This window comes from Mediterraneibacter torques, assembly GCF_044591705.1.
Classification (GTDB): Bacteria; Bacillota; Clostridia; order Lachnospirales; family Lachnospiraceae; genus Mediterraneibacter; species Mediterraneibacter torques.
The window spans coordinates 1208985-1223586 of the sequence record NZ_CP172594.1 but is presented as its reverse complement, the minus strand read 5'-3'; the positions used below and the strand labels follow the sequence as shown (position 1 = coordinate 1223586).

15 protein-coding genes are annotated in these 14602 nt (G+C 42.5%); 12 read left to right on the top strand and 3 right to left on the bottom strand.

The features are described from left to right. Positions 1-31: 31 nt before the first annotated feature. From ACH9UM_RS05625 to ACH9UM_RS05610, 4 genes are all read left to right on the top strand, one after another. Positions 32-874, top strand: a complete 843-nt coding sequence (locus tag ACH9UM_RS05625; protein ID WP_009242228.1) for an AraC family transcriptional regulator — start codon at positions 32-34, stop codon at positions 872-874. 89 nt (positions 875-963) lie between these two features. Continuing rightward, positions 964-1659: a polysaccharide deacetylase family protein gene (locus tag ACH9UM_RS05620; RefSeq protein WP_004845760.1), complete on the top strand. Its 696-nt coding sequence runs from the start codon at positions 964-966 to the stop codon at positions 1657-1659. Between the two features lie 29 nt (positions 1660-1688). Next, positions 1689-2414, top strand: coding sequence for a ThiF family adenylyltransferase (locus ACH9UM_RS05615; protein WP_004845761.1), 726 nt, complete (start codon positions 1689-1691; stop codon positions 2412-2414). Between the two features lie 42 nt (positions 2415-2456). Continuing rightward, positions 2457-3773: a replication-associated recombination protein A gene (locus tag ACH9UM_RS05610; RefSeq protein ID WP_004845762.1), complete on the top strand. Its 1317-nt coding sequence runs from the start codon at positions 2457-2459 to the stop codon at positions 3771-3773. Here the strand turns inward: ACH9UM_RS05610 and ACH9UM_RS05605 are convergent. Genes ACH9UM_RS05605 through ACH9UM_RS05595 form a run of 3 tightly spaced genes read right to left on the bottom strand, consistent with a single transcriptional unit; the run spans position 3750 to position 6347 of the window. After that, positions 3750-4262: a DUF4364 family protein gene (locus tag ACH9UM_RS05605; protein ID WP_004845763.1), complete on the bottom strand. Its 513-nt coding sequence runs from the start codon at positions 4260-4262 to the stop codon at positions 3750-3752. The two genes, ACH9UM_RS05610 and ACH9UM_RS05605, sit on opposite strands and share 24 nt — an antisense overlap. Then, the gene (locus tag ACH9UM_RS05600; RefSeq protein WP_004845764.1) at positions 4255-5199 is read right to left on the bottom strand and encodes a TIGR01212 family radical SAM protein; all 945 of its coding nucleotides are present in this window, start codon (positions 5197-5199) and stop codon (positions 4255-4257) included. Before ACH9UM_RS05600 ends, ACH9UM_RS05605 begins: the two co-directional genes overlap by 8 nt. Then, positions 5199-6347 (bottom strand): NADP-dependent malic enzyme, encoded by a 1149-nt coding sequence (locus ACH9UM_RS05595; RefSeq protein WP_009242227.1) that lies wholly within the window; start codon positions 6345-6347, stop codon positions 5199-5201. The genes ACH9UM_RS05600 and ACH9UM_RS05595 overlap by 1 nt, the downstream gene beginning before the upstream one ends. Before the next feature lie 221 nt (positions 6348-6568). Here ACH9UM_RS05595 and rho point away from each other — a divergent pair, with 221 nt between their 5' ends. From rho to hisC, 8 genes are all read left to right on the top strand, one after another. Beyond that, positions 6569-7990, top strand: a complete 1422-nt coding sequence (gene rho, locus ACH9UM_RS05590; RefSeq protein ID WP_004845766.1) for a transcription termination factor Rho — start codon at positions 6569-6571, stop codon at positions 7988-7990. Between the two features lie 90 nt (positions 7991-8080). Then, positions 8081-8281: a 50S ribosomal protein L31 gene (gene rpmE / locus ACH9UM_RS05585; protein WP_009242226.1), complete on the top strand. Its 201-nt coding sequence runs from the start codon at positions 8081-8083 to the stop codon at positions 8279-8281. Between the two features lie 160 nt (positions 8282-8441). Continuing rightward, positions 8442-9365, top strand: a complete 924-nt coding sequence (locus tag ACH9UM_RS05580; protein WP_004845768.1) for a DUF1385 domain-containing protein — start codon at positions 8442-8444, stop codon at positions 9363-9365. Then, entirely contained in the window at positions 9355-10218 is an 864-nt protein-coding gene (gene prmC / locus ACH9UM_RS05575; RefSeq protein ID WP_004845769.1) for a peptide chain release factor N(5)-glutamine methyltransferase, read from the top strand. The genes ACH9UM_RS05580 and prmC overlap by 11 nt, the downstream gene beginning before the upstream one ends. A 111-nt stretch (positions 10219-10329) precedes the next feature. Next, on the top strand, positions 10330-11400 hold the full coding sequence (gene prfA, locus ACH9UM_RS05570; RefSeq protein ID WP_337493439.1) for a peptide chain release factor 1: 1071 nt from the start codon (positions 10330-10332) through the stop codon (positions 11398-11400). A gap of 5 nt (positions 11401-11405) precedes the next feature. Continuing rightward, complete coding sequence (locus ACH9UM_RS05565) at positions 11406-12305, top strand: DUF2156 domain-containing protein (protein WP_004845771.1); 900 nt, start codon at positions 11406-11408, stop codon at positions 12303-12305. Positions 12306-12310: 5 nt separating this feature from the next. Continuing rightward, complete coding sequence (locus ACH9UM_RS05560) at positions 12311-13498, top strand: pyridoxal phosphate-dependent aminotransferase (RefSeq protein ID WP_004845772.1); 1188 nt, start codon at positions 12311-12313, stop codon at positions 13496-13498. A 36-nt stretch (positions 13499-13534) separates the two neighbouring features. Then, the gene (hisC, locus tag ACH9UM_RS05555) at positions 13535-14599 is read left to right on the top strand and encodes a histidinol-phosphate transaminase (protein ID WP_004845773.1); all 1065 of its coding nucleotides are present in this window, start codon (positions 13535-13537) and stop codon (positions 14597-14599) included. Positions 14600-14602: the final 3 nt, after the last annotated feature.

Sequence of the window (14602 nt, the reverse complement as noted above, 5' to 3'; positions counted from 1 at the left end):
TATGAAACGAAGGATCAAGAAAGGGGATTCTATGGAAGCATCATATAAACATTCGTATAAAACAGGGGAAAATCTGCTGAATTCTTTGTCCGTATATAATGTCGGATATCAGAAATGTGATCCCGAATATCAGTGGGGGCCCGGAGTGAGAGATCACTATTGTATTCATCACATTTTGTCGGGGAGCGGATGTTATTGTACGGGAACTGTGTCAAAGCATTTGGAAGAAGGAGATACGTTTATTCTCTATCCGGGAGTAGAGCTTAGGTATCAGGCAGATGCGGATAAGCCGTGGGAATATGCATGGGCAGGGTTTATGGGCGCGGATGCGGCGTCTCTTATCAGAAATACAGAATTTAGCAGGGAGACTCCGTATATTTTAAAAGGGAGGATTCCGACAGAAAAGATACGTGACGGACTGGAACGGATTTATAATGCGAAAGGAAATACATATGAGGCCGCTGTCGCTATGACAGGGGAGATGTACAGTCTGCTGGCAGTGTTTATGCATTACGCAGAGCATGAAGAGAAAGAAAAGGCGATACAGCTGACTTACGCAGAGAAGGCGGAGAGTTATATAGAAACAAATTATTCATATCCTATTACGGTAGAAGAGATTGCTTCCTATGTCGGGATAAGCAGAAGCCATTTGTTTCGTTCTTTTCAAAATTATATGAACAGATCGCCGAAAGAATATTTGACGGAATACAGGATCAAGCAGGCGTGTCGACTTCTGCGAGAGACAGATCTTTCGGTCTCGGCGATTGCTTATTCGGTCGGTTTTGAAAATAATCTTTATTTTTCAAAAGCTTTTCGTAAGCAGAAAGGGGAAAGTCCGTCAGAGTACAGAAAGAGCCGTGTAAGAAAAATATGACGGTATATCTTGCAAAACGGAACGCTTTGCATCTATAAGAGAAGAAGAACATATACTGGAAAGTGAAAGAAATCAAAGGCAGAGATGCAATGGAGCGAAACAGAAAAATATGGATGCAGATCTTGGTGTTGGCAGCAGTGCTGCGCTTTTTTCCATTTGATTTTCAAACGGCTGTTTCAACGGCGTCAGAAGATGTTGCGGCGGAATGTGCAGGGGGAGAAGAGCAGAAACCGAAGATTGCGCTTACGTTTGATGACGGGCCGAATATAAAGTATACTCCGATGCTTTTGGACGGTTTAAAAGAACGGGGGATCAAAGCAACATTTTTTCTGATCGGAGCAAACACAGAACAAGAAGAAAGCAAAAAAATCGTAAAAAGAATGTATGAAGAAGGTCATTTGATCGGAAATCATACATATCGTCATGTCGATCTGTCGAAAATCAGCGGCAGAGAGGCTGAAAAAGAGATTAAAACTACAGATGAGGCGATTAAAAAGATCACAGGACATGAGACGGAATTTATCCGTCCGCCGTTTGGGGCAATGCCGGAAGGAGAAGAAGATCCCGATAAAATATATGTGAAATGGACGGTTGACTCTCTTGATTGGGTTACAAAAGACACGGAAAAAATTGTCGAGAAAGTAACGGCGGATACAAAAGAAGGAGATGTAATCCTTATGCATGACTGTTACGGAGAGTCGGTGGAGGCCGCATTACAGATTGTTGATATTATGGAGAAACAAGGATATGAGTTTGTGACAGCAGACGAATTGATTATTAATTGATAGTTTGAAAGAACAGGATAGGAGAACGGATGATAAACGAATATTCAAGAACAGAACTTTTAATTGGCAGTGAAAATATGGAAAAATTAAAAAAAGCATCTGTTGCCGTGTTTGGTGTAGGAGGCGTCGGATCTCACTGTATCGAAGCATTGGCAAGGTGCGGTATCGGGAGATTGATATTGATCGACAATGACGATGTATCGCTTACAAATATTAACCGGCAGTCGATTGCTTATCATAGTACGATCGGAAGAATGAAAACGGATGTGATGAGAGAGAGAATCAAAGACATCGATCCGAATATCAAAGTGGAAACATACGAGACTTTTGTTCTGCCGGACAATGCAAAAGAACTTCTGGAACAGATCGGAACTATTCATTATATAATAGATGCGATCGATACGGTCAGTGCGAAAATTGTCCTTGCGGAACTTGCCGGGGAACGGAATATTCCGATTATAAGCAGCATGGGTACAGGAAATAAGCTTCATGCAGAAATGTTTGAGATTACAGATCTGTCAAAAACAAGTGTATGTCCTCTTTGTAAAGTGATGAGAAAGGAACTTAGAAACCGAGGCATCACACATTTGAAAGTGTTGTATTCAAAGGAAAAGCCGATCAGCGCAGAGGGGCGTACGACAGAAGAAGAGAAGGGAATGCGAAGAACCATTCCGGGAAGTGTTTCGTTTGTTCCGCCTGTTGCGGGCTTGCTGATCGCAGGAGAAGTAATCCGCAGTTTGATACAGGCAGAGTAGATTTACAGAGAAAACAAGAAGAGTGACGAAAGGAAGAACCAGATGGATTTATTTGATTATATGAGGGAGACAAAGAAGGAAAAAGAATCGCCGCTGGCATCCAGAATGCGCCCTAAGACTTTGGATGAAGTGGTCGGCCAACAGCATATTATAGGAAAGGATAAATTGTTATATCGGGCGATCAAGGCGGATAAGCTTAGTTCCGTTATTTTTTACGGTCCTCCGGGAACAGGTAAAACAACTCTTGCAAAAGTGATCGCAAATACGACAAGTGCAGAATTTAAGCAGATCAATGCGACTGTTGCGGGGAAAAAGGATATGGAGGAAGTCGTAAAAGAAGCGAAAGATATGCAGGGAATGTACGGGAAACGGACGATTCTTTTTATCGATGAGATTCATAGGTTTAATAAAGGCCAGCAAGATTATCTCCTTCCGTTTGTGGAGGACGGAACAGTGATATTGATCGGGGCTACAACAGAAAATCCATATTTTGAGGTAAACGGAGCTTTGCTTTCCCGTTCTGCCGTGTTTGAATTGAAACCGCTTGAGAAAGAAGATATTAAAATATTGCTTAGACGTGCGGTGGAAGATGAAGAAAAAGGTCTCGGAAGTTTTGGCGCCAAGATAGAAGAAGAAGCGCTTGAATTTTTAGCGGATATGTCGGGAGGAGATGCCAGAAGCGCGTTGAATGCGATTGAACTGGGCGTTTTAACGACAGAACGGTCAGAAGACGGGATTATTCATATTACTCTTGAAACAGCTTCGGAATGTATACAGAAAAGAGTGGTAAACTATGATAAAAAAGGGGATAATCATTACGATATTATTTCGGCGTTTATCAAAAGTATGCGTGGATCAGATCCGGATGCGGCAGTGTTTTATTTGGCAAAAATGCTGTATGCGGGAGAAGATGTCAAGTTTATTGCCCGCCGCATTATGATATGCGCAGCGGAAGATGTGGGAAATGCAGATCCGATGGCTCTGACGGTTGCCGTTTCGGCGGCACAGGCGGTAGAGCGGATCGGCATGCCGGAGTCTCAGATTATTTTATCTCAGGCAGTGACGTATGTAGCATGTGCGCCTAAAAGTAACTCTGCGGTCAATGCGATTTTTGCGGCAAATGAAGCGGTGAGGAACTATCAGACAAGCGTGCCGGCACATCTTAGAGACGCGCATTATAAAGGGGCAAAAAAACTCGGTCATGGCACAGATTATAAGTACGCTCATGATTATCCGGATCATTATGTGAAACAGCAGTACCTTCCTGATGAAATAAAAAATGCCCGATTCTATGAACCGGGCATACTCGGATACGAAAAAACGATAACGGAATACTTACAGAAGATTCGTAAGGAGTAATGTGTAGATTTCCTGACTTTTTAAATTCCAGTGATTTGTGATGGCTTTAGCCTCTTTTTCAGTCGGAACAGTTAATTTTAAGTCGATCAGGCTGAAACCGTTTTCTACAATCTGACATCTTGTTTCGTATTCCTGATTTGTGTTTAGATAGTAGTCGGCTTTTACAGATACTTCTTCTTTTAAGTCATATTGTTTTTCGGTCAGAAAATCGTCGATATCCTTGCGTATGGCGGATGAAATTTTATTGCTGAAATAATGGATCGTTTCCGCACCGCTCTCTGTGAGATGATAGAGAGTCCGATTGTGGGTTGTCTCGGTGCGGATCAGCTCGGACTGCGTCAGTTCGGAGATTGCCTCCTGCAATTTAAAATAAGTTGTGTACCCTTTATCCAGTACGAATTCCGATATCTGGGAAGTGGTGAGCGGAAAATCAACTTTGTTCAGCATATAGAGTATGATTAGTTTATACAGTGTAAATGTTTCAGACATGATAATCCTTTCCCTGCCAAATGTCTTGTTGCTTTAAATATTGATGAAACCGATTTAAGACGGTTCGTTTTGCGCTTGTCCATAACGGCGCGATAAGAAGTTCTTTAGGTCCGTCTCCTGTCAGTCTGTGAACAATGATATCAGGGCGCAGTTTTGCGATACATGACCCGAGCAGTTCGATATATTCTTCCATATCAGGTACGTGAAAATGTGTTTTTTCGTAAACGGCTGCGAGATCTGTTCCTTTCAATATATGAAGAAGCTGCAGTTTAATCCCCTGAATATCAAGTTTGTTCAAATGATCGATCGTATGGAACATCATTTCTTTCGTTTCGTACGGAAGAAAGAGGATGACGTGAACGATGACAGTGATTCCAAGCATACGAAGCCGGTGCACCGCATGATCAAATACATCCGTCGGATATCCGCGCCGGATGAAACGTGCCGTTTCGGAATTGACCGTCTGAAGTCCCAACTCTACCCAGACAGGTTTGATCCGGTTTAATCTGCCAAGCAGCTCAAGTACGGCAGGAGGCAGACAATCGGGTCTGGTGGCGATTGAGAGAGCGCAGACATCGGGATCGTTTATTGCTTCGGTAAATATTTTTTCAAGATGATCTACAGGAGCGTAAGTGTTTGTAAACGCTTGAAAATAAGCGATAAATTTGCGTACGGGGCGCTTTTTTCTGATTGCGTCTTTGCCTTCCCTTAGTTGTTCGGTAATAGAAAGCGAAGCGTTTCCCGCAAAGTCACCGGATCCCATCGCACTGCAGAAAATACATCCGCCGGTTCCGATATGTCCGTCTCTGTTCGGACATGTCATCCCTCCGTTTAAAGTGACCTTATATACTTTTTCTCCGAACAGTTTCTTAAGATAGAGATTCAGGGAACGATAACGTTCCCCATCTGGCTGAAACTGTGAAAAAACAGGCGCCATTAAATCAATTCCTTTATTGCGCGGCTGACTGTTTCCGCAACACATGGGTCAAATGCCTGAGGTAAAATATTATCTTCGGAAAGTTCTTCATCCGGGACAAGTCCGGCGATCGCTTTTGCAGCGGCGAGTTTCATTTCTTCTGTGATCTGAGAAGCACGGCCTTCTAAAGCGCCTTTAAAGATACCCGGAAAAGCTACTACGTTATTTACCTGATTCGGAAAATCCGAACGTCCCGTTCCGACGACTTTCGCACCTGCGGCTTTGGCAAGATCAGGCATGATCTCGGGAACAGGATTCGCCATAGCGAACAAAATGGCATCTTTATTCATAGAAGCAACCATGTCTTTTGTGACGATGCCGGGAGCGGAAACACCGACAAAAATATCTGCGCCTTTTAAAGCGTCGGCCAAAGTTCCCGAAGCATTTTTTAAATTAGTCACTTTTGCCATTTCCTTTTGCATCCAGTTTAAGTTCTCTGAATCTTTTGAGATGATTCCGTTAATATCGCACATTGTAATGTCTTTGAAACCGTAATTTAAAAGAAGTTTCGTAATCGCAACTCCGGCGCTGCCGGCTCCGTTTACGACAACGCGGCATGTCTCCTTCTCTTTTTTGGTTACTTTCAGGGCGTTGATGATTCCGGCAAGTACGACGATAGCGGTTCCGTGCTGATCGTCATGGAAAACAGGAATATCAAGCAGTTCTTTTAAACGTGTTTCGATTTCAAAACAGCGGGGAGCCGAGATGTCTTCCAGATTGATTCCTCCGAATGCCGGAGCAATATTTACGACAGTACGGATGATCTCCTCTGTATCTTGGGTATCAAGACAGATCGGTACTGCATTGACACCGCCGAATTCTTTGAAAAGTACGGCCTTTCCTTCCATAACAGGCATTGCGGCAAGAGCGCCGATGTTTCCGAGGCCAAGTACGGCGCTTCCGTCGGAAACGACTGCTACAGTGTTGGATTTGATTGTATATTTGTATGCGGCTTCCGGATCTTTTGCGATAACTTTACACGGTTCCGCTACTCCCGGAGTGTAAGCGATCGCAAGATCCTCGCGGGAATTGACGTGGGCTTTTGCTGTTGTTTCCAGTTTCCCGTTCCATTGTTCATGCATCTGAAGTGCTTTTTCGCTATTTGACATTTTGATTACCTCGCTTGTAATTATCGTTTTGCACATATGCTATTATCATAGCACTTCTCCCCCCGTCTTGACAAGGGCATGAACGAAATGTATAATAAGTACACATGTTTAGTGAATTCATCAATTTTATGTCAATTCAGACAGTGATTCCCGGAGCATTTAGAAAAAATTGAAGAAACCGATTTGTTTATATTTCTTATATTTCATGAAAGGGTTGGATTATGACAAGAGAAAAATATGAATCTCTCCCGCTGGCAACATTAAAAGAGTTGGCAAAAGCGAGAAAAATGAAAGGCGTTTCTACATTAAAAAAAGCAGATTTGATCGAAGCGATGATCTCTCTTGACGAGCAGGAAGATCAGGAGAAGCTTTCGGAACAAAAAGAAAGTTCGCAGGAGCATTTGAAAGAAATGCAAAATCAAAATAGAGAGGAAAAAGCAGCTTCTGAATTGAAAGAAAATAAGGAACATAGAGAGGCGAAGGATAAGAAGCCGGAGACAGATATGGAACAGCTTGACAGCGGATGCTCGGTAAGCGGAATATTAGAGGTCATGCCCGACGGTTTTGGATTTATCAGAAGTGACAACTATCTTCCGGGAGAAAATGACGTATATGTCTCACCTGCACAGATCCGCCGGTTCGGACTTAAAACAGGAGATATATTGTCTGGAAATACAAGGATTAAAACGCAGAGTGAAAAATTCAGCGCCCTTCTTTATGTAACTACAGTCAACGGATATCACCCGGCGGAAGCTGCGAAAAGACCGAACTTTGAAGAGTTGACGCCGATATTTCCAAAAGACAGAATCCGTCTGGAACAGCCGGGAAGCAGTACGGCGATGCGGATTATGGATTTGATTTCGCCGATCGGAAAAGGTCAGAGAGGGATGATCGTTTCTCCGCCGAAAGCGGGAAAAACAACTCTTTTAAAAGAAGTTGCGCTTTCGGTACAGAAAACAGAACCGGACATGCACCTTCTTATATTACTGATCGATGAACGGCCGGAGGAAGTAACTGATATTAAAGAAGCGATCGAAGGACCGAATGTAGAGGTAATATATTCTACGTTTGACGAACTTCCGGAACATCATAAAAGGGTATCGGAGATGTTGATCGCAAGGGCAAAGCGTCTCGTAGAACATGGCCGGGATGTAATGATCCTTTTAGATAGTATTACAAGATTATCACGGGCATATAACCTGACCGTTCCGCCATCGGGACGAACATTGTCGGGAGGTCTTGATCCGGCAGCTCTTTACAGTCCGAAGCGCTTTTTCGGAGCAGCCCGAAAAATGCGGGAAGGCGGAAGTCTTACTATTCTGGCCACTGCTCTCGTAGAAACGGGAAGTAAGATGGACGATGTCGTATACGAAGAGTTCAAAGGAACAGGAAATATGGAACTTATGCTTGATCGAAAACTTCAGGAGAAAAGAGTGTTTCCGGCAATCGATATTCCGCGTTCCGGAACGAGAAGAGAAGATCTTCTTCTTAATAAAGAGGAACAAGAAGCAAGTTACATTATCCGGAAGGCGTTAAACGGAATGAAAGCGGAAGAAGCCGCAGACAATCTGATCAATATGTTTTCGAGGACAAAATCAAATGCAGAATTAGTGCAGCAGGTTATTCGTCAGAAGTTTATCTAAAAAATAGTTGCAAAAGGAAATAACTTGTGATACAATGAGGAAGCTGTTTAGAGATTATAATAACTATTTTGAAATAGAGAGGTGAAAATCATGCGCGAAGGAATCCATCCAGAATATCATCAGGCAACTGTGACTTGCAACTGTGGAAACACATTTGTAACAGGTTCTACAAAAGAGAACATCCACGTTGAAATCTGCTCCAAATGCCATCCGTTCTATACAGGACAGCAGAAAGCAGCACAGGCACGCGGCCGTGTTGATAAGTTTAATAAAAAATACGGTATTAAATAAGAAGCGAATGAAGCAGGCTGAGGTGGGATCATCTCAGCCTCTTTTCTTTACTGAGAATACGTTAGTTTTTCAGTAATTAAAAATCTGTACAGGTCAGACTGAGAAAGCAATTCTCTTAGTTAAGATTCCGGCAGACAGTAAAGGAGAAAGCAGGGAAATTATGCGATCATCGAATATTGGCGGACAGGCAGTGCTGGAAGGCATTATGATGAGAAACGGCGGAAAGTATTCTGTGGCAGTACGAAAGCCGGATGGAGAGATAGAATCAGAAGTGTGGGATTATCATAGTGTGATTCCGTGGAAAGTTCTTCTGAAAATTCCTTTTATAAGAGGAATATTTAATTTTGTGGATTCTCTTGTTCTTGGAATGAAGACGTTGATGTATTCTGCTTCGTTTTTTGAGGAAGAAGAGGAAGGCGAACTTTTGACGAAAGAAGAGGCGCAAAAGAGAGAAAAGAAAGAGAAGATCATTATGAACATTACGGTAGTCATTTCGTTGCTGGCGGCTGCGGCATTGTTTATGATACTGCCCTATGTGCTGAGCGGACTTTTGAAACGGGTGACGTCATCCCGTGTTGCGGTGACTGTTTTTGAAGGTGTGATCCGTGTTGCGATCTTTTTGATTTATATTTTTCTTATTTCAAGGACAAAAGATATAAAAAGAACCTTTATGTATCACGGGGCAGAACATAAGTGTATTAACTGTATCGAACACGGATTAGAACTGAATGTGGAAAATGTGAGGAAAAGTTCAAAACAGCACAAACGATGCGGAACAAGTTTTCTCTTTTTTGTGATGATCGTAAGTGTGATATTTTGCTTTTTTATTACGGCGCAGTCACAGGTGATGCGCATTGTTATCAGGTTGGCGCTTCTTCCCCTTATTGCAGGTGTTTCTTATGAAATCATCAAATTGGCAGGCAACAGTGACAATCCGGTTGTGAATCTTTTGAGTAAGCCGGGAATGTGGGTTCAAAATATGACGACGAAAGAACCGGATGACAGTATGATCGAAGTGGCGATCTGTGCGGTAGAGAAAGTGTTTGACTGGCGGGAGTGGCAGGAGAAGAACAATGAATTATAAAGAAGCGTATGCATGGGGCGTCGAATTGTTAGAAAAGGCATGCGTCGAAGAGTCAAAGATCGATGCATGGTATTTATTAGAATATGTGACAAAGATCAGCAGGGCAGTATTTTATGCATACCCGGAAAAAGAATTGACTGAAGAAGAAAAAATACAGTATGAAGAGTGTATCAAAAGGCGGGCAGAGAGGATTCCGCTCCAACATATTACCGGGGTACAGGAATTTATGGGACTTCCGTTTCTGGTAAACGAACATGTACTTATTCCCCGTCAGGATACAGAAGTTCTTGTAGAACAGGCTTTGTGTCTGCTTGAAAAAGAAAAGAAACATAAGGAAATAGTCCGGATTCTTGATCTTTGTACCGGATCAGGCTGCATTCTTTTGAGTATGCTGCATTATGTAAGAAGGAAACGAAAAATAGATATTTACGGCGTCGGCTCGGATATTTCAAAAGAAGCGCTGGCTGTTGCGGTTGAAAATGCGAAAAAGCTCGGTATAGAAGCGAAGTTTGTGCAAGGAGATCTGTTTGAAAACGTAGAAGGAAGTTTTGATATGATTCTTTCAAACCCGCCTTACATACGGACATCTGAAATAGAGCGGCTCCAAGAGGAAGTCAGATTTCACGATCCTATCAAGGCATTGGACGGAAAAGAGGACGGTCTTTATTTTTATCGGATCATCGTGAAAGAAAGCAGACAGTATTTAAAGCGCGGCGGATGGCTTATATTTGAGATCGGAAGCGATCAGGCGGAAGCGGTAAAAACGCTGCTTCAAGAGGCTGGGTATGAAAATATTGAAGTGAAAAAAGATCTTGCAGGACTTGACCGCGTCGTATATGGCATGTATAGTTGAAAATAAGTTTGCCGCAAGCCCATTAGCTTTAGACAGTGGGTAGTTTTACAAAGTGTATAGAAAATATACAGGACAGTATACAGATAAGGTGTACAGGAAAGGATAAGAGAAATGTTTGACAGATTAGAAGATTTGTTAATTCGATATGAAGAAGTTATGGGAGAGTTACAGGAGCCGGGTGTGGCGGACGATCCTGTAAGGTTTAGAAAACTGATGAAAGAGCAAAGTGATCTTGCGCCGATCGTAGAGGCTTACAATGAGTACAAGCAGTGCAGGCAGAACATCGAAGACAGTCTGGCGATGCTTGAGGAAGAGTCTGACGAAGAGATGAGAGAACTTGCGAAAGAAGAGTTGAGCGATTCGAGAAAACGTGTAGAAGAATTGGAACAGGAGCTGAAGATCCTTCTGCTCCCGAAAGATCCGAATGATGGTAAGAACGTTATCGTTGAGATCCGGGCAGGCGCAGGCGGTGATGAAGCGGCGCTTTTTGCGGCTGAGATCTACCGTATGTATGTTCATTATGCGGACAGCCGAAGATGGAAGACAGAGATGATCTCTTTGAACGAAAACGGAATCGGAGGATTCAAAGAGTGCGTATTCATGATAACAGGTCAGGGAGCTTATTCCAGATTGAAATATGAAAGCGGAGTTCACAGGGTTCAGCGCGTTCCGGAAACAGAGAGCGGCGGGCGTATCCATACATCTACGATTACCGTTGCAATCATGCCGGAGGCAGAAGAAGTTGACGTAGTGATCGATGAGAAAGATATTCGTATCGACGTTATGCGTGCGTCGGGAAACGGAGGACAGTGTGTCAATACAACCGATTCCGCAGTCCGTCTTACTCATTATCCCACGGGAATTGTAATTTACAGCCAGACGGAGAAGTCTCAGCTTCAAAATAAAGAAAAAGCATTCCGTCTGCTTCGTTCAAAACTCTACGATCTGGAATTGGAAAAACAACAGGCTTCAGAAGCGGAGGCTAGAAGAAGTCAGATCGGTACGGGAGACCGTTCCGAAAAGATCAGAACATATAATTTCCCGCAGGGACGTGTTACAGATCACAGGATCAAGCTGACTCTTCATAAGTTAGATACAATACTGAACGGAGATTTGGATGAAATTATCGACAGTCTGATAGCAGCAGATCAAACAGCGAAGCTTGCAAAAATGGAGGGATAAGATTTATGACAGAACCTACGTTTAAACGGCCGGAACTGGAAGATAAAGAAATTATTTCCTCTTATTTTGAAAAAGCTCAAAGCAGAAGCTGTGAAAGAACATTTGTGAATGTATATCTATGGTCAAGACATTACAAAGTACAGTATGCAATCATCGAAGATACACTTGTTTTTAGAGACAGCGGGAAAAATCTTTCGTTTACTTATCCGGCGGGAGAACCGGAGAATGTTAAGAAAGCGCTTGAATTTCTTATGGAATATTGCAAAGAGAAAGACGTTCCTTTTATATTGTATAATGTAACGCCGCATATGTTTGCACAGCTTGACAAGTGGTATCCGAAAAAGTTTTTTATCGAGTATAACCGAGATCTGGCAGATTATGTGTATGAGACGGAGAAACTTGCTTCTCTGGCAGGAAAAAAGCTTCATGGGAAGCGGAATCATATCAATAAATTCAAGGCTCTTTATCCGGATTGGAGCTATGAGCCGTTAAATGACGATAATGTGGAAGACTGCTTCCAGATGGCTCTAAAATGGAGAAATAAAAACGGATGTGAAGATGATCCGGAAAAAAATGCAGAGATGTGCGTGACGCTGAATTCTTTGCGCTTATATAAAGAGTTGGGATTAAAAGGCGGCGTTTTAAAAGCAGACGGAAAGATCGTAGCCTTTACAGTCGGAGAACCGGTCAGCGACGACACATTTGTCGTGCATATTGAAAAAGCGTTTGCGGAAGTAGACGGGGCGTATCCGATGATCAATCAGCAGTTTGTACAGCATGAATGTATGGAGTATGAATATGTGAATCGTGAGGAGGACACCGGAGCCGAGGGACTTCGCAAGGCGAAACTTTCTTATAGACCGGCTTTTCTTGAGGAAAAAGGAATTGTAAAAGAAATGGAGTGACAGCTATGATATCAAAAAAAATGGAAAATATGGTGGCAAACAGTTCTGCGATCCGAGCGATGTTCGAGGAGGGAAACCGTCTCGCAAAGATTTACGGTGCGGAAAACGTATTTGATTTCAGTCTCGGCAATCCGAACGTTCCGGCGCCGGAAGAGGTGAAAAATGCGATCATCGAACTTCTGAATGAGGAAGATCCGATCGCGCTTCACGGTTATACAAACAGTAACGCAGGTTATGCGGATGTGCGCGAAGCGGTGGCGCAGTCTTTGAACGAACGGTTCGGCACAGAATTTGAAGGAAAAAATATCGTCATGACTGTCGGAGCGGCAGGAGGATTAAATGTTATTTTAAAATCTTTGCTGAATCCGGCAGATGAAGTGATCGTATTTGCACCGTATTTCGGAGAATACAGAAGTTATGTCAGCAATTATGACGGTGTGCTTGTCGAAGTGTCACCTGATACAGAGACATTTCAGCCGAAACTTGCAGAGTTTGAAGAAAAGATCACGGCAAAGACGAAAGCGGTGATCGTCAATACGCCGAATAATCCGACAGGAGTTGTATATTCGGAAGAGACGATTGAAAAAATGGCGGAAATTTTAGAGAAGAAACAGAAAGAATTCGGAACGGATATTTATCTTATTTCGGACGAGCCGTATAGAGAGCTGGCATATGACGGAGTGGAAGTTCCTTATCTGACGAAGTATTATGCGAATACGATCGTTGGATATTCTTACAGTAAATCGCTTTCTCTTCCGGGAGAACGAATCGGTTATCTTGTGATCCCAAGTGAAGCTTCAGACAGCGAAGATTTGATTTCGGCAGCAAGTGTAGCGACGCGTATTCTTGGATTTGTCAATGCCCCGACACTTCAGCAGAAAGTAGTAAAGGCATGTTTGAATGCGAAAACAGATATTTCTTATTATGACAGAAACAGAGAGGCGCTTTATAACGGGTTAAAAGAGCTCGGATTTGAATGTGTCAGACCGGAAGGCGCATTTTATCTCTTTGTCAAATCTCCGGTTGAAGATGAAAAGGCGTTTTGCGCAGCGGCAAAGAAATATAACATATTGATCGTTCCGGGAAGTTCGTTCGGATGTCCGGGATATGTGCGTATCGCATATTGTGTGGCTTACGAGACAATCGTAAATTCATTGCCGAAATTTAAAGAACTTGCCGGAGAATATAAATAGTAAGAATGTAAAAAGCCATGTGCGGGAGAAGAGACAATGACGGTCAGAAAAGAACTTTTAAATAATATACGTATAGTGGATCCGTATGTTCCGGGAGAACAGCCGCGGCAAAAGGTAGTGAAACTGAATACAAATGAGAACCCATACCCCCCGGCGCCCGAAGTGAAAGCGGTTTTTGATGAACTGAAAGAGGATGAATTTCGTCTTTATCCGGATCCGACCTCAGGGAAGCTTATAAAAGCGCTCGCGGATCAATTAAAAGTAGGAGAAGATCAGATTTTTGTGGGAGTCGGATCAGACGATGTGCTTTCGCTTTGCTTCCTTACGTTTTTTAATTCGGAAAAACCGATATTATTTCCTGATATTACATATTCTTTTTATCAGGTATGGGCAAATTTGTACAGGATTCCGTATGTCTGCCCGAAATTAGATGGAAAGTTTAGAATTGTAAAAGAAGATTATTACAAAGTAAACGGAGGAATCATTTTTCCGAATCCAAATGCCCCGACGGCGATTTATGAGGAAGTGGATTTCATCGAAGACATTTTGCGTCATAACAGAGACAATATTGTGATCATAGATGAAGCGTATGTTGATTTTGCAGGAAAGTCAGCGATCAGCTTGATTGACCGTTACGATAATCTGATCGTTACGCAGACGTTTTCAAAGTCTAGAAGTATGGCGGGAATGCGAATAGGATATGCAGTTTCCAATCCGGAATTGATCCGTTGTTTAAATGATGTAAAATATTCGTTTAATTCTTATACAATGAGCTGTGCGGCAATCTCATGTGGAGCGGCAGCTTTGGAAAATACGGAATATTTTAAAACAAATATAAGTAAAATAGTACAAACGCGGGAAAATGTAAAAGAGCAACTCAGAGATCTCGGATTTGAATGTACAGATTCAAAGGCAAATTTTTTGTTTGTGACTCATCCGAGATATGATGCGCTTAAATTGTTTGAAGAATTAAAAGAAGCGGGAATTTATGTGCGGCATTGGAATGATCCTAAGATAAAAGATTATCTTAGAATCACAATAGGCACAGATGAGGAGATGAAGATATTTCTTGATTTCCTGAAAAAGAAAATAGGAGCATAGAAA